This window comes from Nocardia sp. SYP-A9097 (assembly GCF_009649815.1).
Lineage (GTDB): Bacteria > Actinomycetota > Actinomycetes > Mycobacteriales > Mycobacteriaceae > Nocardia.
Genome location: NZ_WJIC01000001.1, coordinates 520534 through 541351, shown reverse-complemented (window position 1 = coordinate 541351; position 20818 = coordinate 520534). Strand labels below are relative to the sequence as shown.

Below are 20818 nucleotides of genomic sequence, written 5' to 3'. Positions count from 1 at the left end.
CCTGTTGAAGCGTCTCGACAATGCCCGCTGGGCAACGATTTTCGGCTACCTGGCCATGGTGTGCGTCCTGATCATCGTCGGTGTGCCGCTGTTCTGGATCGTCATCACCTCGTTCAAGGAACGCGGTGACATCTACACCCAGCCCGCCGTGTACTGGCCGCACTCCTGGCATCCGGAGAACTACAGCGAGGCCACCACCGCGCTGCCGTTCTGGAGCTTCCTGCGGAACTCGATCATCATCACCGGGATCATCTCGGCGGTGAAGTTCGTGCTCGGCGTGCTCAGCGCGTACGGCCTTGTCTTCCTGCGGTTTCCGGGTAAGACGGTGCTGTTCCTGGTGATCATCGCCGCGCTCATGGTGCCGAATCAGATCACCGTCATCTCCAATTACGCGCTGGTCGCGCAGTTGGGTTGGCGAAATACGTTCCAGGGCATCATCGTTCCGCTGTGCGGGGTCGCCTTCGGCACGTTCCTGATGCGCAATCACTTCCTGTCGCTGCCCGCCGAGGTCATCGAGGCGGCGCGGATGGACGGTGCGGGCTGGTGGCGGCTGCTCACCCGGGTGGTGCTGCCCATGTCGGGGCCGACCATGGTGGCGTTCGCGGTGGTCACGCTCGTCAACGAATGGAACGAATACCTGTGGCCGTTCTTGATGGCCGATGACGCGCGCGTCGCCACGCTGCCGGTCGGTCTGACCCTGCTGCAGAACACCGAGAACCCGAGCGTCACCAACTGGGGTCCGGTCATGGCCGGAACCCTGCTCACCATGCTGCCCATTCTCATCGTCTTCCTCGCATTACAGCGTCACATGATCAAGGGCCTCACCTCCGGTGCGGTCAAGGGTTAAGTCCCAGAAGGAGATTCCTGTGTCCGAAGCACGTTTCCCCGCACTGTCTCGACGCGGGTTCATCGGGCTGGCCGGAGCCACCGCGGCCGGGCTGGCGCTGACCGCCTGCGCCGGATCCGGTGGCGGCAGCAAGCAGGGTGGTGACTCGAACACCATCACCTTCTGGTCCAACCACCCCGGCACCTCCAAGGACCTGGAGAACGAGCTCATCAACCGGTTCCAGGCCAAGTACCCGGATCTGAAGGTCAACCTGGTCGACGCGGGCAAGAACTACGAGGAGGTGTCGCAGAAGTTCAACGCGGCGCTCTCCGGCGGCGAACTGCCCGATGTCGTTGTGCTGTCCGATGTCTGGTGGTTCAACTACGCGCTGAACGGCACCATCGAACCCCTCGACTCGCACTTCGGCTCCGCCGGAGTGAAACTCGACGACTACGTGGACTCGCTGGCCAACGACTACAAGTTCAACAACAAGCATTACGCGCTGCCGTACGCGCGCTCGACGCAGGTCTTCTACTACAACAAGGATGTCTGGTCCAAGGCCGGACTCCCGGACCGCGGCCCCAGCACCTGGCAGGAATTCGACGAGTGGGGCCCCAAGATCCAGGGCGTCATGGGCGGCGACAAGTGGGCGCACGGCTGGGGCGACGCCAAGAACTACCTGGGCTGGACCTTCCAGGGGCCGATGTGGACCTTCGGCGGCGGCTACTCCGACGACTGGAAGCTGAAGTTCAGCGACCCGAAATCCATTGCGGCGGGCCAGTTCTTCAGCGACATGATCAATGTGAAGAAGTACGCGGCCATCCGCCCGCAGATCGCCACCGAATTCGGCACCGGCATTCTGGGCTCCACCATCGCCTCCACCGGCGACCTCAAGGGCATCATGAAGAACGCCGAGGGCAAGCTGACCGTCGGCACCGCCTTCCTGCCGCATCCGTCCGGCGCGGGCGCCACCACCGGTGGTGCGGGCCTGGCGATTCCGTCACGCATCTCGGACGGGCGTAAGGCGAACGCGCTCAAATTCATCGAGTTCATCACCAATGCGGCCAATACCGCGTACTTCTCGCAGGGCACCGGATACATGCCGGTCCGCAAGTCGGCGCTGAGCGATCCGAGCGAGCAGGACTTCCTGGCCAAGAACCCGAACTCCAAGACCGCCATCGATCAGCTCGCGGTCACCAAGTCGCAGGACTTCGCACGCGTCTTCGTGCCCGGCGGCGACCAGATCATCGGCACCGGTATGGAGCAGATCGGCCTGCAAAACCGCGATGTGACAGGCGCTTTCGCCGATATCAGCAGCCAGCTGCAGACGATCATCGACCGGCAGATCACCCCCAAGCTGCCCAAGTAATCACAAGCCCTCGCGCCGGCGTCAGGGGCCGGAGGCGGCAGCCCGCGTAACCACGTAGGCCCCCGCCGGCGCGAAAATCAGACAGGGAGACCCGCCGGCATGGCGACTGTGCAGTTCGAGGGTGTTTCCCTCAGTTACCCGGGTGCGCCCCGCCCCGCGGTCGAAGACCTGAGCCTGGATATCGCCGACGGCGAATTCCTGGTCCTGGTCGGACCGTCCGGCTGCGGCAAATCCACCAGTCTGCGCATGCTGGCGGGCCTGGAAGCGGTGTCCGCCGGGCGAATTCGCATCGGCGGCCTCGATGTCACGGGCCTGCCGCCGCGCTCCCGCGACGTGGCCATGGTCTTCCAGAGCTACGCCCTCTACCCGAATATGACCGTCGCCGAGAACATGGGCTTCGCGTTGCGCAATGCGGGAATGAGCAAGGCCGACACCCTGATTCAGGTCAAGGAAGCCGCCGCCATGCTCGAGTTGGAAGACCTGCTGGACCGCAAACCCGCCAAACTCTCCGGCGGCCAGCGCCAGCGCGTAGCCATGGGCCGAGCCATCGTTCGCCGCCCCCAGGTCTTCTGCATGGACGAGCCGCTGTCGAATCTCGATGCGAAACTGCGGGTTTCGACCCGTTCGCAGATCGCGGCCCTGCAGAAACGTCTCGGCACAACGACCGTCTACGTCACCCACGACCAGGTCGAGGCCATGACCATGGGCCACCGGGTAGCGGTCATGAAAGACGGCCAACTCCAGCAGATCGCCGCGCCCCGCGAGCTCTACGACAACCCGGTGAACACGTTCGTCGCCGGTTTCATCGGCTCACCCGGCATGAACCTGCTGACCGCACCCGTCCGCGACGGCGCCGCAATCCTCAACGACCTCCGAATCCCACTGCTACACAAGTTCTCCGGCGACAAGGTAGTGGTCGGCATCCGCCCCGAATCCTGGGAAGTAACCACCGACCCGGAGAACTCCCTGGCGGTAGAGGTCGAACTCCTCGAAGAACTCGGCTCCGAATCCTTCCTCTACTCTCACGGCGTCACCGACGAATGGTCCAGCCGCTCCGGCCGAGTAGTAGCCCGCGTAGACCGCCGCTTCCGAGTAGCCCTGGGCGACAAGCTCTACCTCACCCCGAAGCAGGACGAACTCTTCTTCTTCGACGCGGAGACCGAACTGCGGATTTCGTAGCGGGGCACGCCGGGCTGTACCCGGGGCCTTCGTAGCCGAATACCCTGCGGGACATTACGTTCCAGCGAGGTTCGGAGGTGATCGCGGGGGGCCGCTACGAAGGCCCCGGGACCATCACCAGATCTTCACGCGCTCCACCGGATCCAGGTAGAGCTCGTCGCCCGGTTTCACGTTGAACGCGTCGTGGAAGCTGTCGAGGTTGCGGACTACGCCGTTGCAGCGGAATTCGGGTGGGGAGTGCGGGTCTACGGCGAGGCGGCGGATGGCTTCCTCTTGGCGGGCCTTGGTGCGCCAGACCTGGGCCCAGCCGAAGAAGACGCGCTGGAGGCCGGTCAGGCCGTCCAGGACGGGAATTGCCTTGTCTTCCATGGCGATTTCGTAGGCTGCCAGGGCGATGGTGAGGCCGCCCAGGTCGCCGATGTTCTCGCCGATGGTGAATTCGCCGTTGACCTTGTGGTCGTCGGTGAGGTCCTTGGGGGAGAAGGCGTTGTACTGGTCGATCAAAGCCTTGGTGCGCTTACCGAATTCGGTGCGATCGGACTCGGTCCACCAGTCGATCATATTGCCGTCGCCGTCGTACTTCGAACCCTGATCGTCGAAGCCGTGGCCGATCTCGTGGCCGATGACCGCGCCGATACCACCGTAATTGGCGGCGTCGTCGGCGTTCATATCGAAGAACGGGGGCTGCAGAATCGCCGCGGGGAAGACGATCTCGTTCATGCCCGGGTTGTAGTAGGCGTTCACGGTCTGCGGGGTCATGAACCATTCGCCGCGATCCACCGCGCCACCCAGCTTGTCCAGGTCCCGATCGTGTTCTGCCGCATAGCCACTGCGGTAGTTGCCGACCACATCGGCCGGATCGACGGTGACCGCGGCATAGTCGCGCCACTCGTCCGGGTAGCCGATCTTCGGGGTGAACTTCTCCAGCTTGGCCAGCGCCGCCTGCCGGGTGTCCGGGCCCATCCACTCCAGGTCGGCGATATTGCGGCGGTACGCCTCCTGCAGGTTCTCCACCAACTCGACCATGCGGGCCTTGGCGGCGGGCGGGAAGTGCCGGGCCACATACAGTTTGCCGACGGCCTCGCCCAGCAGATCCTGCACCAGCGAGACGCCGCGCTTCCAGCGTTCGCGGTTCTCCGGCGCACCGGTCAGGGTGCGACCGTAGAAGTCGAAGCTCTCCTCGACCAGATCATCGGTGAGGTAGGAGGCGCGGGCCTTGACCACTCGCCAAGCCGCCCAAGCCTTCCAATCGTCCTGCGACTCCGACGCCCACAGTTGGGCGAAGGTGCGCACGTAATCAGGCTGGCGCACCACGAGTTCCGCGAAAAGCTCCGGGCCGGAGCGATCCAAACCCTCGGCGAGCGCGGAAGTCCAGGCATCCCAGTCGAATTCGGGATTCTCGGCTGCCAGTGCATCGAAAGTGGTGAGGTTGTAACTCTTTTCGGCATCGCGGCGGCGCACCACATCCCAATGCCCCTGCGCCAGTTTCTTTTCCAGCTCGAATACCCGCTGCGCGTCGTAATCCAAACCGGCCAGCGCGAACATACGGCCGATATGCGCGACGTACTTGTCGCGGATCTCGGCGTGCTCGTCCTTGTGGTAATACGACTCGTCGGGCAGGCCGATACCGGACTGCGAGGTGTGCACCAGGTAGCGCTCGGAGTTCTTGTCATCGGTATCGACATAGAACGCCATCGCGCCGCCCACACCGGTCCGCTGATGCCGGCCGATCAGCGCGGCGAACTCGGTCGGATCGCGCACCGCGGCAATGGCGGACAGTTCACCGGCAATGGGGGACAGGCCCGCGGCCGTAATGGCCGCGGTGTCCATGAAGCTGTTGTACAGGTCGCCGATCTTGCGCTCTTCGCTACCGGACACGGCATCGGAGGCGGCCGCCTCCTGGATGATCTGCTGCACATCCCGCTCGGCCTGGTCGTAGAGCGTGCGGAAGGCACCATCCACCGCCCGGTCCGACGGTATGTCGTATTTATCCAGCCATTCGCCGTTGACGTGCGCGAACAGGTCGTCCTGCACCCGCACACCCTCATTGCGGAAGGACAGATCGATACCGGAGGGAGGCGTCAGCTGCGAAGTCACGCCCTCCAGTATGCCGATCGCGGCGCGGCTGCGGCGGGATCACGCGGAGAGCGAAAACAAGATCAGGCGGCGAGTGGCAGCCGGTCGAACTCACCATCGCGAACGCCGGCCAGGAAGGCATCCCATTCGCCAGGGGTGTAGACGAGACCGATCTCCCCGGACCGGAGGGTGGTGTATCCGTCCGAGGCGGTGGTCGAGGTGAGCGCTGCGGCAGCGCCGGGACGGTCCCGCAGGATTGTCAGGAAGGACATCCATTCGACTGCGCTGACAGTGATGATGGGCTCATCGAGTGCGCTGTTGGCCGGATTCCGCCGGTACTTGCTGTCACGGATGAACACCGCCGCACCGTCGAATCGGACCTCAACACACTGATTTCCATTATTCGTGCGGGTCGACGTGAACCAACCGGTAGATTCCGGATGATACTTCGCGGTTTCTAGCATGGGCAGCATATTACCGTCTCGCATGTGTCTCCCACCCTTGCGAATAACTCTTGATCATGTCCAAAGACTCTGCACGACTGAGTGATTGGTCTTTTGCACGCACAAATGCGAAATCCAGATCGCGAATCATCTCCGGATCATCCACGGCCCCACCGAAAACCGCGCTCTCCACCCAGCCGAAGGTATGCAGCGCGGTCGAAGTGAAGTCCAGCAGATGGAAACTGGAGGCGCCGAGAATCGCACCGCGGGTGGCGGCGAACGGAATCACCCGCACCGTCACCGAATCCAGGTCATCCAAGAGTGTTGCCAAGTGTTCCAGTTGTCCCCGAAGGACTTTCGGGCCGCCGATCTGCTGCATGAGCGTGGCCTCGCCGACGACGGCGGTCAACTCCAGCCGATCGGCATCGCGTAATCGTTCCTGTCTGCGCATCCGGATCGCCACCAGCTGCTCCACCTGCACCGGGCGGATCATGACGTCGGCGCTGATGAGCGCCCGGGTGTACTCCTCGGTCTGCAGCAGGCCGGGGACCACCAGCGAGTCATAACTGCGAATGCTCTCGGCACCGAATTCCATGCCGTAGTAGCGCTGTAACTCCGGCCCGATCAGGGCCGAGGACTTGGCCCACCACCCGCGATCCTTACTGGCGGTGAGCAATTCGAGGAGTTCGTCCCGCTCCTCGCCATCCACCTCCAGCAGCTCCAGCACCGGGCCGATGGTGGTGGCGGTGAGAACCCGGCGACCCTTCTCCACGTGGGACCAGTTGGCCGGGGTGAAGCCGACCCGCTTGGCGAAGGTCGCCGAATCGAAGCCACGCTGCTCGCGCAGCTCCCGCAATCGGAGTACCAGCTCCCACCGGGCCACGGTGGGTGAAACGGGCGCCATGACTGCCGATGCTACGCCCGAACTCACCGGCGTGTGACTATTGTCATACCGATTGCGGGCGAATACTGTCGGTAGCAGGAGGTTCGCCATGAGCGCGCTGGACCCGTCCTCGTACACCGCCACCCAGGAGGCACTGGCCCGCTGCCGGCGCTACCGCAAGGAGCATGGCCTCTACGGGATAGTCGACTCCGCGCTGGGCCGAATCATGTTGGAGGTCGGCTCCGTCGGCGCCGTCACCATGCCCGCCGACCTGGGTCGCCGCGTCCGCGACCACCTGCTGGCGCGAAAGCGCTGCGGACCCGTAATCAGCCATCCGCGCTCCGGCCGCTGGACCTTCCTGACCGGCCCCACCGACGACTCCTACCTCGACAACTCCCTGTTCTCCGACCTGTTCCGGGACTGCGCGGCGGTGGCGCTGCCCGGTAGCCACATTGTGCTGCCCTCCCCGGCCGATGAGTACAGCGGCTACCGATCCTGGATCTGCCCACCGGACAACGACTTTCGGCCCGAGCTCGCCGAAGTCGTCGGCGCCACCCGCGAATGCCGTCCGGTACAGCCCTTGCCGCAAATCAGCGGGTGGGGACCGGAGTCGGTGTGACGCTGAACTTGTCCTCGATGCGCTGCTGAAAATCGTTCTGGCACTGCTGCTGCGCGGCCTTGTCATTACCGGCCTTGTTCAGGCAATCCACCAGATCGGTGCCGCCATTGTCCTTGAACACCACCCAGACCAGAATCCCGACCACAATGCCGCCGATCAGGCCCAACAGGCCCAGGATCAGACCGGCCACCGCCATACCGAAACCACCGGAGGTGCCGCGGCGCGCCTTCATCATGGCGATGAGCCCGAAAATGGCCGCGAGCAAACCGAAGAAGACACCCACCACGGTGAGGATGACGGTCCAGAAGGTCACCACCGCGATGATGCCGAGCACCAGGGCCGTGACCGCGAGGCCCTTACCCTTCGGCGACTCCTGCCAATACTGTTGCGGCGGTTGACCACCGGGCGGCGGATAGCCGCCGGGCGGGGGCGGCGGGGGGTACTCACCGAAATTACCAGGAGGCGGGTACTGCGACATGGGCGTCGTCCTTCCGTCGGGTGCTGCTCCCGGTATCGCCGGCGCTGTGATCAGGCGTTAACGCATGCTATTGCCCACCCAGGCGAGCATGCATCTCCCACACCAGAATCTCCGACGGCAGGTTCGCGATCACCCGCTGCCCACCACTGCGCGCCATCCGCACCGCATCACCCTCGTAGAGCGTGCCGACCCCCTCCAACTCCACCTCACCGCGCGCGACGAACACATGCAGGTAGGGGGACTCGGGTAGTCGAACCTCCCGTGCCTCCGAAATGCCGGGCATCCGCGCCACGTGCAGCGCCGAATGACTACTGCCGATGACGATGGCCGTGCGATCGCGGTATCTGGGCAGGCCCGAGGCGACCGTCACCAGCCCGCCGCGCGCCAACTCGTCGTCGACCTCCAGCTGCTGATAACCCGGATCGCTACCCGGCTCGTCCGGAACCACCCACATCTGGACGAAATGCACCGGTTCATCGTGTTCGGGCGCGGTACTCAGCCGCCACGAATCGTTCTTCTCCGAATGCAGGATCCCCGAGCCCGCGCTCATCCGCTGCGCCAGCCCCGGATAGATCACGCCGTTGTGGCCGAGTGAATCCTGATGCACCAGGCTGCCACTGAGCACCCAGGTGATGATCTCCATATCGCGATGGGGATGAGTTTCGAACCCCTCACCCGGCAACACGATGTCCTCGTTGTTCACCAGCAAAAGCCCATGATGGGTGTTCTCGGGATCGTAATGTTCACCGAACGAGAACGAATGCTTCGAATCCAGCCACGCCACACGGGTTTTCATGCGGTCGCCGCCACGATGGACATCGATGTGTGGTGTCGTGAGCGTGGACACCGCCCTACTCCTCTCACCGGCGTGCACCGATCAGAATCCAGGATAAGGGGCACATTCGGCGACCCAGCTGAATTCCGGGTTAAATTCTAACGTGCGAGCAGCGCCGCCCGTACGCCGCCTACCAGGCAGGACACCGGGGCGCTATTGTTCACACCCTGCCGGCGGGGTGCGGTCGGCGACCGTATCATGATGTGCCGCAAGTGAAACCGGAGGGAGAGCAAGGGGATGCGACCCGACGTACTCGCGGGCATCGAACGCGAACTCCGGCAGCAGGCCAACAGCGAGGGGATCACCCACTTCGTCGTGGGCGTGGCCGTTTTCCGTGGGGGAAAACTCCTGGTCGTACGGCGTGTTGCCGATGATTATCACGGGGGCATGTACGAACTCCCGGGCGGCGGAGTGGAATCCGGGGAGAGCTTCGCGCAATGCGTCGAACGCGAACTCTTCGAAGAGACCGGACTGCGCGTACTGCGAATCACCGACGTACTCGGCGGATTCGACTACGCCACCCGCACCAAATCCCGGGTGCGCAAATACAGCTTCGTAGTCGAAGCCGAAGCGGGCGAGGTACTGCTCGCACCCGGCGAACACGATCAATTCCAATGGATCGACGCCGACGGCGTGGACAACCTACCCATGGCGGACGATATGCGCGCCGCCGTATTCGCACTCGTCACCACCCATCCCGCCAGGTGAGCGAACCCGGGACCGAACCGAACTCCGCGCCGCCGCACCACACACCGGACCACGCACGGCACCACCTGGATCGAATGCGGCACGGGCTGAGCACATTGCGCACCGCGCTGCACGAGAGTCCCGGCGCGCTGCGGCTCGCGAGCGTGCGACTGGCGGGGCAATTCGGCGACGGCATGTTCCAGGCCGCGCTGTCCGGGGCGATCCTGTTCAATCCGGAGCGCGAAACCGATCCGCTCGCCATTGCCGGCGGCTTCGCGGCGCTGCTGCTGCCGTACTCGATCATCGGGCCGTACGCGGGCGCGCTGCTGGACCGGTGGGACCGCCGCACGGTGCTGCTCATCGCGAATATCCTGCGCGGATTGCTGATCGCGGTGACCGCGGTCAGCCTGCTGGGTGGGGTGCGCGAGACGCCGCTGCTCTTACTCGCACTCTCCGTCGTGGGCGTGTCGCGGTTTGTCGGTGCGGGCGTGTCGGCTTCGCTGCCGCGCGTGCTCGCCCAGCAACGCCTGGTGGCCACCAACTCGATGCTGGCGACCGTGGCCGCGGGCTGCGCGATCCTCGGCGCGGGCATCGCCTTCGGGCTCATCGCCACCATCGGCGCGGGTGATGCCGCCTCGGCGGCAGCGGTCGCGGTCAGCGCCCTCGGATCCGTCGTCGGAGCCATCGCGGCGGCGGGATTCCGCAGGCACGCACTCGGACCCGATCCAGGCGAGCCCGGGGCAGCGGCACAGCCCGAAAGCTCACTGCGCGCCATCGCGGCCGGATTGCGGTCCGGGGCCACGGCCGCCTGGCATTCACGCGAAGTCACCACCGCCATGATCGGAATCGCCGCGCACCGAGCCGTATTCGGTGCCGACACGCTACTCATGGTGCTGGTACTGCGGCGCGGCTCCGAAACCAGCGGGACCGGCGGGGGCGGGCATCACATCGCCAAATTCAGCGCCGCCATCTCCGCGACCGGGGCGGGCATGCTCACCGCCGCGGTGGTCGCGCCCATTCTCATTCCGCGCCTGGGCCGTTCACGCACCGTGGTCGCCGGACTGCTCACCGCCATCGTGGTGCAGTTGACGCTCGTCACGCCCATCACCATCGCCGACGGCACCGGGGAGCGCCGCGCCGAACTATGCCTGCTGGCGGCGGCGTTCCTGCTCGGACTGGCCGGGCAGACCATCAAACTCACCGGTGACGCGGCCATGCAGATCGATATCGACGACCTGCATCGCGGACAGGTATTCGCCCTGCAGGACACCATCTTCAACATCACCTACGTGGGCGCACTCGCAGGCACCGCACTGTGGATTCCGGCCGACGGGCGGTCACCGGCAGTGGTGATCGCGGCCGCCGGTGTGTACTGCGTGGGCATTGCCGCCATCGCGCTAATATCGCCTCGATCAAAACCGGGAGACAAATGGGATTCCGAACCACCGACGGCCTGATCCTGTCCGGCGTGCTCACCATCGGCGCGATACTGCTACCCGCAGCGCCCGCGGTAGCCGTCCCGGCCTGGCAGGCACCGCCGGTGAACAGCTGCGGCGAAACGGGATTCGACCCACTGAAGCGGCAGCCCAACCCGGATGCCGCCGCGCCCCAACCCGATCCGACGATTCGCATCCAGGTGCCGGTACCGCAGCTCACCACCGTGCAGGTGCCCGGGCCCAAGCCCGACAACACCCGGATCGACGCCGCGGCGATGCCCGCCGATCCGTGCGCCGCGCCCTGCCCGGATGTCCGGGACAATACCGAGCCGACGCTGGAAGCCGCACCGCCGGAAGGCAATCCGACCGGTGCGCCCACCACCACCGCACCCGGCGGCAACACCTCCGGCAACGGCCCACTGCCGCTGCCCAAGATCGAACTGCAGCCCGAGACCGAACCCATTCCGATCCCGGTCCCCGGCGGCGAACCACCCGAACCGCAGCCGCTACCCGCCGCCGCTGTGCAGCCGCCCGCCGCCGCACCCAGCGTGCCGCCGATCGCGGTGCCCGCGGTCGACTCCGTCGAACTGGTCAACCAGGTCACCGGGCACGGCTCACCCAATCGCACCGACACCCGCTGGTCCGTCGACGGCACCGACCTCGGCCTGATGTGGGAGAACCAGCCCGGTCAGATCGCCGTCGTCTTCGGCGACACCTTCGGCAAGGGCTGGGAACCCGTCGGCGCGGGCACCGACCAACAGGACTGGCGCAGCAACACCATCGCCTACAGCAGCAATCGCGACCTGTCCCAGGGGCTGCTGCTGGACAGCTTCGTCCAGGACACCCGCTGCCACGCCACCGAGATCCTGAACAGCCGCAAGATCCGCAACTACGAGATCACCACCATCCCGACCTCCGGCTTCGCCGTCGGCGATCGGCAGTACCTCAGCTATATGTCCATCAACCGGTGGAGCAAGATCCCGGGCATGTGGTGGACCAACCACGGCGGCATCGCCTGGTCCGACGACAACGGCCGCACCTGGACCAAATCCCAATGGGCACGCTGGGACAACCTGTTCGGACTGGGCCGCTTCCAGGTCGCGACCATGGTGCCGCAGGGCGACTACGTCTACATGTACGGCACCCCCAACGGGCGCATGGGCGTCATCGGGCTCGCCCGCGTGCCCAAGGACCAGGTCCTCAACAAAACCGCCTACCAGTACTGGATCAACGGCGGCTGGGCCGCCGCCGACGGGGCCGACCAATTACTCGCCACCCCACTGGTTTCCGGCACCGCCAGCGAACTCTCCATCCACTACGACCGGGACAGTCAACGGTGGCAGATGGTGTACCTGGACCTGCAACGGCATGCCATCGTGCTGCGCACCGCCGCCGAACCGCAGGGCAGCTGGACCGAACCCGTCGCGCTGGTCGACACCGACGACTACCCGACCGCGTACGGCGGGTTCATCCATCCCTGGTCGACCGCGAAGGACCTGTACTTCACGGTGTCGACATGGAACAGCTACAACGTGTATCTCATGCACGCGAAGCTCGATCAGCAGAACTGAGAACAGGTTTCGGCTCAGCGACGGCGGAAGCGGATGGCCTGACCCGGCCGCGCCTGCGCCACCAGATCCACCTCGGCATCGACCACCACCCCGATCACCGGATAGCCGCCGGTGATCGGGTGATCCGCCAGGAAGACCACCGGCTGACCGCTCGGCGGGACCTGGATGGAGCCCAGAGCCATTCCCTCCGTGGGTAATTCGGCATCGGCGCAACGCTCCAGAGCCGGCCCGTACCGCCGATCCAGGCGTGCGCCGATACGGTCGGTCTCCGAGGACACCTGCCATTCACCCTCGAATAGTGCTGCGGCACTGGTGAACCAGTCATCCCGGGGACCCGGTATGACATGCACGGTGAGCAGACCGGACTCCGGCGGCGGCACCGGGGCCACATCCACAATCGGGTATTCGCGCGGCGGCGCACCGACCGGCAGCAGATCACCGGGGCGCAACGGATCCGGGCCGATGCCCGAAAGCGTGTCGCGGCTCCGGGATCCGAGCACCGGCGACACCGCGATACCGCCGCGCACCGCCACATAACTACGCAAACCCGTCGTCGCGAAGCCCAGCCGAAGCCGTTGCCCCTCTTCGACTTCCAGCACACTCGCCGCACCCACCGGACGACCGTCCACCGAGGCGGGAGCGGCGGCACCGGTGACAGCAAGGGTGAGACGACTTTCCGCGAGCACCTCCAGACCACCCAGCAGCACCTCGATCGCGGCCGCACCCTCCGGATTCCCGACCAGGCGATTGGCCAGACGCAGCGAAGCACGATCGGCCGCACCCGCGATACCGACACCGGAATCGAACCAACCGGGACGACCCAGATCCTGGATCGTAGCCAGCGGGCCGACCCGCTCCACGCGAATCATCGGCGACCCGGGCTTGCCGTGCCGATCACAACGCGGACTCCGGTGCGCATCCTGCGAAACCTGCTTCCACGTCGACGAATTGGACCCGGGTGGCGGCGCGAATCAGGGCCGGCGGGTCGCGGTCGACATCCCATAGCGGCGCGTCGGTGGTGCCGATCAACTGCCAGCCACCCGGGCTGCGACGGGGGTAGACGGCGGAATAGCCACCCGCCAAGGCCACCGCGCCAGGAGGAATCGCGGTGCGGGACTGCGGGCGGCGAGGGACGGTGAGGCGGCCGTCCGGGGATTCCAGATAGCCGAAGCCGGGGGCGAAACCCACGAAGGCACAACGCCATTCGGTCGCGGTGTGCTGGAGAACTACCTCGGCCGGGGTCAGACCGAGCAGTCGCGCCACATCGATCAGATCCGCACCGTCATAGCGGACCGGAATGCGGATCGGTTCATCACGGAAACCATTGCCGCGCACCGGCTGCTCCGCACGGTCAGCACGCGCGGGACGCCAACCGGGCACGGTACGGCCGCCGGCCGCGACCGAGGCATCCGACTCCAGTTGTGCTAGCAGCGTATTCAGCTGCTTGCGCACCGATTCGGCAGCCGTCGGCGCGGACAATGTGACCATTACCGTCTCCGCCGCGGGCAGCACATCCACCACACCCTCGGGCCGTACCCGCAGCGCCGCCACCAGATCCATCACCATCGCCCGCGATGACGGAATCACCAGCAGCGCACGATCTCCCGCCGCGCGGATATCAGCCGTCACGGCGAATTCCACTCGTGCACCGACGCAGTAGTGCGGGCTTCCCATCGCATAGCGACGTCAGCGGAGCCACAACCGCCCGCGGTAGACGCGGCCCGGCCCACGGCCGCGCGAGCTCGGACGGAATACGTTTCGGCGCTCATGATGTGGCCATCAGGTGAAGGGGCGGACCGGGATTGCGGCCTCGTCCAAGGCGGCGCGGATGCGGCGGGCCATTTCCACGGCGGCGGGGGAATCGCCGTGGACGCAGATGCTGGCGGCGGAGACCGCTACGGTGCCGCCGTCGACCGTCGTGGCCTTGCCGGAGCGGGCTATCGAAAGGGCTTGGGCCACCGCCTCATCCGGAGCGAGCACCGCGCCCGGGAGGCCACGGGGAGCCAGCAGGCCCTCGGGGGTGTAGGCGCGGTCGGCGAAACCCTCACCCAGGAAAGGGGTTCCGGCGGCGCGGGCGGCGGACTCCATTTCGGTTCCTGCCGGACCGAGAAGCGCCAGGGCCGAATCGAATTCGCGCATGGCGGTGACTATGGCATTCGCCAAGGCCGGATCGGCCGCTGCGGCGTGGTAGAGCGCGCCATGGGGTTTGACATAGCGGACCCGATCACCGGCGGCTCGGGCGAAGGCGTCCAGGCTGCCGAGTTGGTAGAGGGTTTCGTCGCGCAGGTCGGCGGGGGTCACCGCCATGGCGCGGCGACCGAAGCCCGGCAGGTCGCGATAGCCGACATGCGCGCCGATACGGACACCCTTCTCGACCGCGAGGGCGCAGGTGCGGCGCATGATCGACGGGTCCCCGGCGTGGAAACCGCAGGCGATATTCGCGCTGGTGACCACGTCCAGCATGGCGGCGTCATCGCCCATGCGGTACGCGCCGAAGCCCTCGCCCAGGTCGCTGTTCAGGTCCACGGTCATGCCCCGATTGTGGTCGCGCGAGCCGCCGCCTACAACAACCGGACCGGATTGTTCGTGGCGCGAGCCATCACCGGGCGCTGCCACCGCCGGCCCGGACCCGGTCAGTAGGCGTAGACCTCTACCTCGGTGGCCTTCACCGCGAAATACACATCCAGCCCGGGGGTCAGGCTCAGCTGGGCCACCGCCGCCGGGGTCAGATCCGCCGCCAGACCGGCCGCCGCACCCGGACCGTCCGCGCCACGCACCCGGATGATGCCGCCCCGATCCTCCATCTCGGCTATCCGCACCCGGAACACATTGCGCGGACTGCCCTCCGGATGCTCCCGATGCACCGCCACCGCGACCGGGGAGAACACGGCCGCCGCCCGGCCGGACACCACCGAATCGGCGGGTAGCCCGGTCTCCCCGGTCCGGCCGTACACCTCGATACCACCGTCGGTGACCGCGCTCAGCCCCGCACTGCCACCACCGGCCGCCCGCCCCAGGATCAGGTTCACCCCCGCGATCCGGGCCGCGAAACGACTGCGCGGGCGCGCCAAAACCTCTGTCACCGGACCGGATTCGACCACCCGGCCCGCCTCGATCACCGCCACCCGATCGGCCAGGGTCACCGCGTCGATAATGTCGTGCGTCACCAGAATCGTGCAGTCCGGGCGCGTATTCGACCGCGCCGCATCGGGATTGTCACGAAGCACCCGGCGCAGCAATGCGCGCATGGCCGGCGCGGCCGTGACATCGAGGGCCGCCATCGGTTCGTCGAGCAACAGCACGCGGGGACGCACCGCGAGCGCCCGGGCCAGGGCAACCCGCTGCGCCTGCCCGCCCGAGAGGGAATCCGGTGTGCGACCGGACAATTCCTCCGCGTCCACCGCGCGCAACCACTCCAGGGCCACCGCCGCGGCCGCGCGCGCCCGGGTGCCACGGCTGCGCGGGCCGAAGGCCACATTGGCCGCCACCGACAGGTGCGGGAACAGCAGCGGATCCTGAGCGAGCAGCGCCACCTCGCGTTTATGCGGCGGCACCGCAATACCTTTCGCGGTATCCGTCAGCACCCGCTCGTGCAAGCGCACTGATCCGATATCGGGGGTCAGCAGACCCGCCACCACATCGAGCAGCGTCGACTTACCCGCACCATTGGGGCCCAGCACCGCCAGCACCTCACCGGGCGCGACATTCAGCTCCAGCTCGAAGTCACGCACTGCCAGCCGTGCCGACATCCGCAGTCCCGCAGCCTCGTTCATATCCCTTGCTCCACATCGCGCGACCGCCGAGTTCGCACCGGGCCACGGCGATATGCGATCAGGACCACGACGGCCGCCACCAGCACCAATAGCAGGGACAACGCCACGGCGGCATCCGGATCGGATTCGCGCTGTAGATAGATCTCCAGGGGAAGTGTTCGGGTGCGGCCCTGCAAGCTGCCCGCGAAGGTCAGGGTCGCACCGAATTCGCCGAGCGCGCGAGCGAAAGCCAGTACGGTGCCGGAGATTACGGCCGGGCGCAGCAGCGGGACGGTCACCCGCCACCAGATGTGGCCGGGACGCGCGCCGAGAGTGGCGGCAATGCGCTCATAGCGATCTCCCGCAGTGCGCATGGCGGATTCGAGGGTGATGACAAGGAAGGGCAAGGCCACGAAAGTCTGAGCCAGCACCACCGCCGTTGTGCTGAAAGCGATCTGGATACCCATGGTCTCCAGCTCACGACCCAGCAGGCCGCGGCGACCGAACAGGGAGAGCAGTGCCAGACCACCGACCACCGGCGGAAGCACCAAGGGCAACAACACCATTGCGCGCAACAGCGGCAGAATGCGCCACCGCGTGCGCGCCAGCACCGCCGCCATCGGCACACCGAACAGCAGACACAGGGCGGCCGCCGCCAGGGACGTGCGCAGGCTCAACTCCAGCGCGTCCCGGGAGGCCGGCGAGGTGATGAGTTCGAAGAAATGCGACCAATCCACCGCACCGGTCAAAGCCACCAAAGGCCCTGCCACCAACGCGAATCCGATCGCGGCGGGCAGCAACAGCCAGGGCGGAATGCCGGTGCGGGATGTCACGGAGTACCGAAACCGGCCTGGGTCAGCACTTTCCGGCCCTCGTCACCCTTGACCAGATCGACGAAACCACGCGCCGCGTCGGCGGACTTCGAATCCGACAGCACCGCGATCGGATAGGTATTCACCGCCGACGACGACTCCGGGAACGCCACCGCCGTCACCTTATTACCCGCCGACGCGGCATCGGTGACATAGACCAGACCCGCATCCGCCTGACCCGAGGTCACCTTGCCGAGCACATCGGTCACCGAGGACTCCTCGCTCACCGGCGCGACAGCCACATTCGCCGCGGTGGTCACCCTCTTCGCGGCCGCACCACACGGCACCTGCGGCGCACACACCACCAGCTTCACACCCGGCTTCGCCAGATCCGCCAGCGTCGCGATATGCGCCGGATTACCGGGCGGAGTGACGATGGTCAGGGTGTTGGTCGCGAACGGCTGCGCCGTACCGATCCGGCCGCCCTTCACCACCTTGTCCATATTCGCGGTATCCGCCGAGGCGAAGACATCGGCGGGCGCGCCCTGATTCAACTGCGCCGCCAGATCCGACGAACCGGCGAAGGAGAACACCACCTTCGTACCCGGATGCGCCGACTCGTACCGGGTGCCCAACTGGGTGAAGACCTGTTTGAGCGAGGCCGCCGCGAAAACGGTCACCGTAGTGGTGCCCGTGCCGGAATCCGAAGAGCCACAACCGGACAGCGCACCCGAGCCGAGCACGGCCAGGGCGGCCGACGCCGCGGCTAGACGCCGGATTCGCGAACGGTCTCCACCACCACCGTGGTGGCCTTGACGCTCGCCACCGCCACGCTGCCCGGCTGCAAGCCCAGCTCGCGCACCGCCTCGCTGCTCATCAGGGAAACCACCGTGAACGGTCCGCATTGCATCTCCACCTGTGCCATCACCGTATCGGCCACCACCTTGGTGACCAGGCCGGGAAATCGATTTCGTGCCGAACTGGCACTACCCATCCGGGTCTGCGGGGTCCGGGCCTGCTCGACCGCCAAGGCCGCAAGCTCCGCACCGTCCACCACCAGGCGACCGGACTCGTCCTTGCGCGCGGACAGCGTTCCGGTGTCGATCCACCGGCGCACGGTGTCATCGCTGACGCCCAGCAACTGAGCGGCATCACGAATCCGAATATCGGGCATGAGGAGGAGAATAGATCCGCAGATACGGTTACAGCAATGGGAAGCATCCGCACATGCGGATTCGAATCTCACGTAGTGGTCCGTGTCACCTCCGACACGCTGGCCTTGTCACCGGCCGCAAGTACGCTCGAACCAATCATGGCCACGAATTTCGATCCGAAGGCCTGGTTACCGCTGCGGGCGGTGGACCTGGGTGTGGATCTGGGGAAACGCCTGTTCGACCAGAGCTGGGTCGACCAGTGGACCGGCTTCACCACCGCATGGCTGGATCCCGTCGCCGATTTCGGGGTCGGAACCGTCACCGCGCTCATGCCCGATGTGCTCATGACACTGCTCTCCGAGGGGATACTCAGCCGATTCGGCGGGCAGGAGGCCAATGCCACCTTCCTCGGACACGATGTGACGGCTACGCTGCACACACTCAAAGTGCGCCGCCGAGGGGCGCACTTTCAGACCAAAACCGTTGTCACCGAGCTGCATTGGGATGAGCATCGGGTCGAAGAACTGACCGTGATCGCACACGGGGTACGGCTGGTGCCCGGCATGCCGACCAAACTGCGCGCCGCACAACTCGATATCACTGGGGTGATATCCCGTGCGGCACTGCTGGAATGGGTCAATACCTGGCAACCGGACTGGGAACTCGAACCCGCCGAGGACGGGCTCATTCGCGCACGGCACAAGCGAAGACGAATCAAGGCGCTGGTTGACGGGGACATCACCAACAATGTCCTCACCATCACCGTGCACAGTGCGCACTGGCGCAAAATGCGCGCACCGAAACGGATGACGGCGCTGCAGCCGATTCCCCTGTCGGACTTGCCGAATGATGCGCGGATCATCAGCACCCATCGCGTGGGCGAGTACGTCTGCTTCGCCGCCGACCTGCCTGGACTGACCGGATCCTTCGATCTGGCGCAGATCCGTTCGGCGATCGTCGCCGGGACGACGCTGATCATCTTCTGAGAGAAGAGTTTTCATGGGGGCTGCGCCCCCATGACCCCGGAAGGAGAAGGGGGCGCTGACACTAGGTCTTGGGGGCTGCGCCCCTGAACCCCCGGGGAGAGGCGAGCCGCTGCCCTATCCCCGCCACCATTCGAGGCGGGCGCCCGTCATGCGCCCGCCGGCATTCGAGGCGGGGCAAGCCTTGCGGCTACTTGGTGCTCTTCCACCATTCGAGGAGGGCTGTCTCGGCTTCTTCGCGAGGGAGGGGGCCGCGGTCGAGGCGGAGTTCTTTGAGGAACTTCCAGGCTTTGCCTACGTCCGGGCCGGGCTTGATGTCCAGGAGTTCCATGATGGCGTTGCCGTCGAGGTCCGGGCGGACGCGGGCCAGATCCTCTTGCTCGGCGAGCTTTTCGATCCGGACTTCCAGATCGTCGTAGGTGGAGCGGAGTAGGGCGGCGCGGCGCTTGTTGCGGGTGGTGCAGTCGGCGCGGACCAGTTTGTGCAGGCGCGGCAGGAGTTCCGCGCCGTCGGTGACGTAGCGACGCACGGCGGAGTCGGTCCACTGGCCCTTGCCGTAGCCGTGGAAGCGCAGGTGCAGGTAGACCAGGCGCGCCACCTCCTCGGTGAACTGCTTGGGATACTTCAAGGCGCGCATACGCTTTCGCACCAACTTCGCGCCCACGACCTCGTGATGGTGGAAGCTGACGCCGCCGCCCGGCTCGTTCTTCTTGGTCGGCGGCTTGCCGATATCGTGCAGCAGCGCGGCCCAGCGCAGCACCAGATCCGGATCGCCCTCTTCCTGATCGATGGCCTGGCGCAGCACGGTCAGCGAATGCTCGTAGACATCTTTGTGCTGGTGATGCTCGTCGATCTCCAGCTTCATGGCGGGCACCTCGGGCAGTATGCGCTCGGCCAGCCCGGTCTCCACCATGATGTCGATGCCCTCGGTGGGATGCTCACCGCCGATCAGCTTGTCGAGTTCGGCATGCACCCGCTCGGCCGTGATGCGGTCGATCTCCGGAGCCATCTCGACAATGGCGGCATGCACGCGCGGCGCCAGCCGGAAACCCAGCTGCGAGACGAAACGCGCACCGCGCAGCATGCGCAGCGGATCGTCATTGAACGAATCCTGCGGCAGCGCAGGTGTATCCAGCACACCTTCGAGCAGATCCGCCAAACCGTCCAACGGGTCCACGAACTTGAGCTCGCCCAGTTCGCCGATGCGCACCGCCATGGCGTTCACCCGGAAATCGCGGCGCACCAGATCGGCTTCCAAGGTGTCGCCGAAGGTGACCTCGGGATTGCGCGACACCCGGTCATAGGAGTCGGCGCGGAAAGTGGTGATCTCCAACTGCTGTCCGGCCTTGGACGCGCTCACCGTGCCGAACGCCAGCCCACCGGTATCCCACAGATTGTCGGCCCAGCCGCGCATCATCTCCTGCACGACCTCGGGCCGGGCATCGGTGGTGAAATCCAGATCGGTACCCAGCCGGCCGAGCACCGCATCGCGCACCGTGCCACCCACCAGATACAGCTCATGCCCATGTTGAGCGAACAATTCACCCAGCGGGGTCAGGACATCGGAGAGCCGTCCCACGGTGATCGCCGCCGAGGCCAGCAATCGGGTACGGCGATCCACGTTTGCTTCCTCGGACTGCTGCGAAACCACGAATACGCAGCTTAATGGAGTGCGTAAAACCCCGGCCACCGCATTACCCGCGACCGGCCCGCAC

General features: G+C 66.0%; 21 protein-coding genes. 8 read left to right on the top strand and 13 right to left on the bottom strand.

Going from position 1 to position 20818, the window contains the following annotated elements:
• The first annotated feature begins 55 nt into the window (after positions 1 to 55).
• From GFY24_RS02450 to GFY24_RS02440, 3 genes are all read left to right on the top strand, one after another.
• Entirely contained in the window at positions 56 to 847 is a 792-nt protein-coding gene (locus GFY24_RS02450) for a carbohydrate ABC transporter permease (protein WP_228565954.1), read from the top strand.
• A gap of 19 nt (positions 848 to 866) precedes the next feature.
• Positions 867 to 2195, top strand: coding sequence for an ABC transporter substrate-binding protein (locus tag GFY24_RS02445; protein ID WP_309230350.1), 1329 nt, complete (start codon positions 867 to 869; stop codon positions 2193 to 2195).
• A 99-nt stretch (positions 2196 to 2294) separates the two neighbouring features.
• Positions 2295 to 3374: an ABC transporter ATP-binding protein gene (locus GFY24_RS02440; protein WP_153803256.1), complete on the top strand. Its 1080-nt coding sequence runs from the start codon at positions 2295 to 2297 to the stop codon at positions 3372 to 3374.
• A gap of 114 nt (positions 3375 to 3488) precedes the next feature.
• Here GFY24_RS02440 and GFY24_RS02435 read toward each other — a convergent pair whose 3' ends face one another.
• The 3 genes from GFY24_RS02435 to GFY24_RS02425 all read right to left on the bottom strand — a co-directional run bounded on the left by GFY24_RS02435 (position 3489) and on the right by GFY24_RS02425 (position 6797).
• Positions 3489 to 5471: a M13-type metalloendopeptidase gene (locus tag GFY24_RS02435; protein ID WP_309230349.1), complete on the bottom strand. Its 1983-nt coding sequence runs from the start codon at positions 5469 to 5471 to the stop codon at positions 3489 to 3491.
• 62 nt (positions 5472 to 5533) lie between these two features.
• Entirely contained in the window at positions 5534 to 5914 is a 381-nt protein-coding gene (locus GFY24_RS02430) for a DUF397 domain-containing protein (protein WP_153803255.1), read from the bottom strand.
• Between the two features lie 10 nt (positions 5915 to 5924).
• On the bottom strand, positions 5925 to 6797 hold the full coding sequence (locus GFY24_RS02425; protein WP_153803254.1) for a Scr1 family TA system antitoxin-like transcriptional regulator: 873 nt from the start codon (positions 6795 to 6797) through the stop codon (positions 5925 to 5927).
• A gap of 88 nt (positions 6798 to 6885) precedes the next feature.
• On the opposite strand from GFY24_RS02425, the gene GFY24_RS02420 reads away from it, so the two are divergent.
• Entirely contained in the window at positions 6886 to 7395 is a 510-nt protein-coding gene (locus tag GFY24_RS02420; protein WP_153803253.1) for a hypothetical protein, read from the top strand.
• Here the strand turns inward: GFY24_RS02420 and GFY24_RS02415 are convergent.
• Positions 7367 to 7873, bottom strand: a complete 507-nt coding sequence (locus GFY24_RS02415; RefSeq protein WP_153803252.1) for a DUF4190 domain-containing protein — start codon at positions 7871 to 7873, stop codon at positions 7367 to 7369. The two genes, GFY24_RS02420 and GFY24_RS02415, sit on opposite strands and share 29 nt — an antisense overlap.
• 67 nt (positions 7874 to 7940) lie before the next feature.
• Complete coding sequence (locus GFY24_RS02410) at positions 7941 to 8720, bottom strand: pirin family protein (protein WP_309230348.1); 780 nt, start codon at positions 8718 to 8720, stop codon at positions 7941 to 7943.
• A 225-nt stretch (positions 8721 to 8945) separates the two neighbouring features.
• On the opposite strand from GFY24_RS02410, the gene GFY24_RS02405 reads away from it, so the two are divergent.
• From GFY24_RS02405 to GFY24_RS02395, 3 genes are all read left to right on the top strand, one after another.
• A complete protein-coding gene (locus GFY24_RS02405; protein WP_153803251.1) occupies positions 8946 to 9416 on the top strand; it encodes an NUDIX hydrolase in 471 nt (156 codons plus the stop codon).
• Between the two features lie 74 nt (positions 9417 to 9490).
• Complete coding sequence (locus GFY24_RS02400; protein ID WP_153803522.1) at positions 9491 to 10852, top strand: MFS transporter; 1362 nt, start codon at positions 9491 to 9493, stop codon at positions 10850 to 10852.
• Complete coding sequence (locus GFY24_RS02395; RefSeq protein WP_153803250.1) at positions 10825 to 12402, top strand: DUF4185 domain-containing protein; 1578 nt, start codon at positions 10825 to 10827, stop codon at positions 12400 to 12402. The genes GFY24_RS02400 and GFY24_RS02395 overlap by 28 nt, the downstream gene beginning before the upstream one ends.
• Positions 12403 to 12416: 14 nt before the next feature.
• On the opposite strand, the gene GFY24_RS02390 is transcribed toward GFY24_RS02395, so the two are convergent.
• The 7 genes from GFY24_RS02390 to GFY24_RS02360 all read right to left on the bottom strand — a co-directional run bounded on the left by GFY24_RS02390 (position 12417) and on the right by GFY24_RS02360 (position 18140).
• On the bottom strand, positions 12417 to 13271 hold the full coding sequence (locus tag GFY24_RS02390; RefSeq protein WP_153803249.1) for a biotin-dependent carboxyltransferase family protein: 855 nt from the start codon (positions 13269 to 13271) through the stop codon (positions 12417 to 12419).
• Between the two features lie 25 nt (positions 13272 to 13296).
• A complete protein-coding gene (locus tag GFY24_RS02385) occupies positions 13297 to 14076 on the bottom strand; it encodes an allophanate hydrolase subunit 1 (RefSeq protein WP_153803248.1) in 780 nt (259 codons plus the stop codon).
• Positions 14077 to 14181: 105 nt separating this feature from the next.
• A complete protein-coding gene (locus tag GFY24_RS02380) occupies positions 14182 to 14934 on the bottom strand; it encodes a LamB/YcsF family protein (protein ID WP_153803247.1) in 753 nt (250 codons plus the stop codon).
• A 101-nt stretch (positions 14935 to 15035) separates the two neighbouring features.
• Complete coding sequence (locus tag GFY24_RS02375) at positions 15036 to 16175, bottom strand: sulfate/molybdate ABC transporter ATP-binding protein (protein ID WP_153803246.1); 1140 nt, start codon at positions 16173 to 16175, stop codon at positions 15036 to 15038.
• Entirely contained in the window at positions 16172 to 16987 is an 816-nt protein-coding gene (locus tag GFY24_RS02370; protein WP_309230345.1) for an ABC transporter permease, read from the bottom strand. Before GFY24_RS02370 ends, GFY24_RS02375 begins: the two co-directional genes overlap by 4 nt.
• Entirely contained in the window at positions 16984 to 17745 is a 762-nt protein-coding gene (gene modA / locus GFY24_RS02365) for a molybdate ABC transporter substrate-binding protein (protein ID WP_375335994.1), read from the bottom strand. Before modA ends, GFY24_RS02370 begins: the two co-directional genes overlap by 4 nt.
• Entirely contained in the window at positions 17733 to 18140 is a 408-nt protein-coding gene (locus tag GFY24_RS02360) for a molybdopterin-binding protein (RefSeq protein ID WP_153803245.1), read from the bottom strand. Before GFY24_RS02360 ends, modA begins: the two co-directional genes overlap by 13 nt.
• Positions 18141 to 18278: 138 nt before the next feature.
• Here GFY24_RS02360 and GFY24_RS02355 point away from each other — a divergent pair, with 138 nt between their 5' ends.
• Entirely contained in the window at positions 18279 to 19106 is an 828-nt protein-coding gene (locus GFY24_RS02355) for a hypothetical protein (protein WP_153803244.1), read from the top strand.
• Between the two features lie 187 nt (positions 19107 to 19293).
• Here GFY24_RS02355 and GFY24_RS02350 read toward each other — a convergent pair whose 3' ends face one another.
• Complete coding sequence (locus tag GFY24_RS02350; RefSeq protein ID WP_309230344.1) at positions 19294 to 20724, bottom strand: CCA tRNA nucleotidyltransferase; 1431 nt, start codon at positions 20722 to 20724, stop codon at positions 19294 to 19296.
• Positions 20725 to 20818 lie beyond the last annotated feature (94 nt).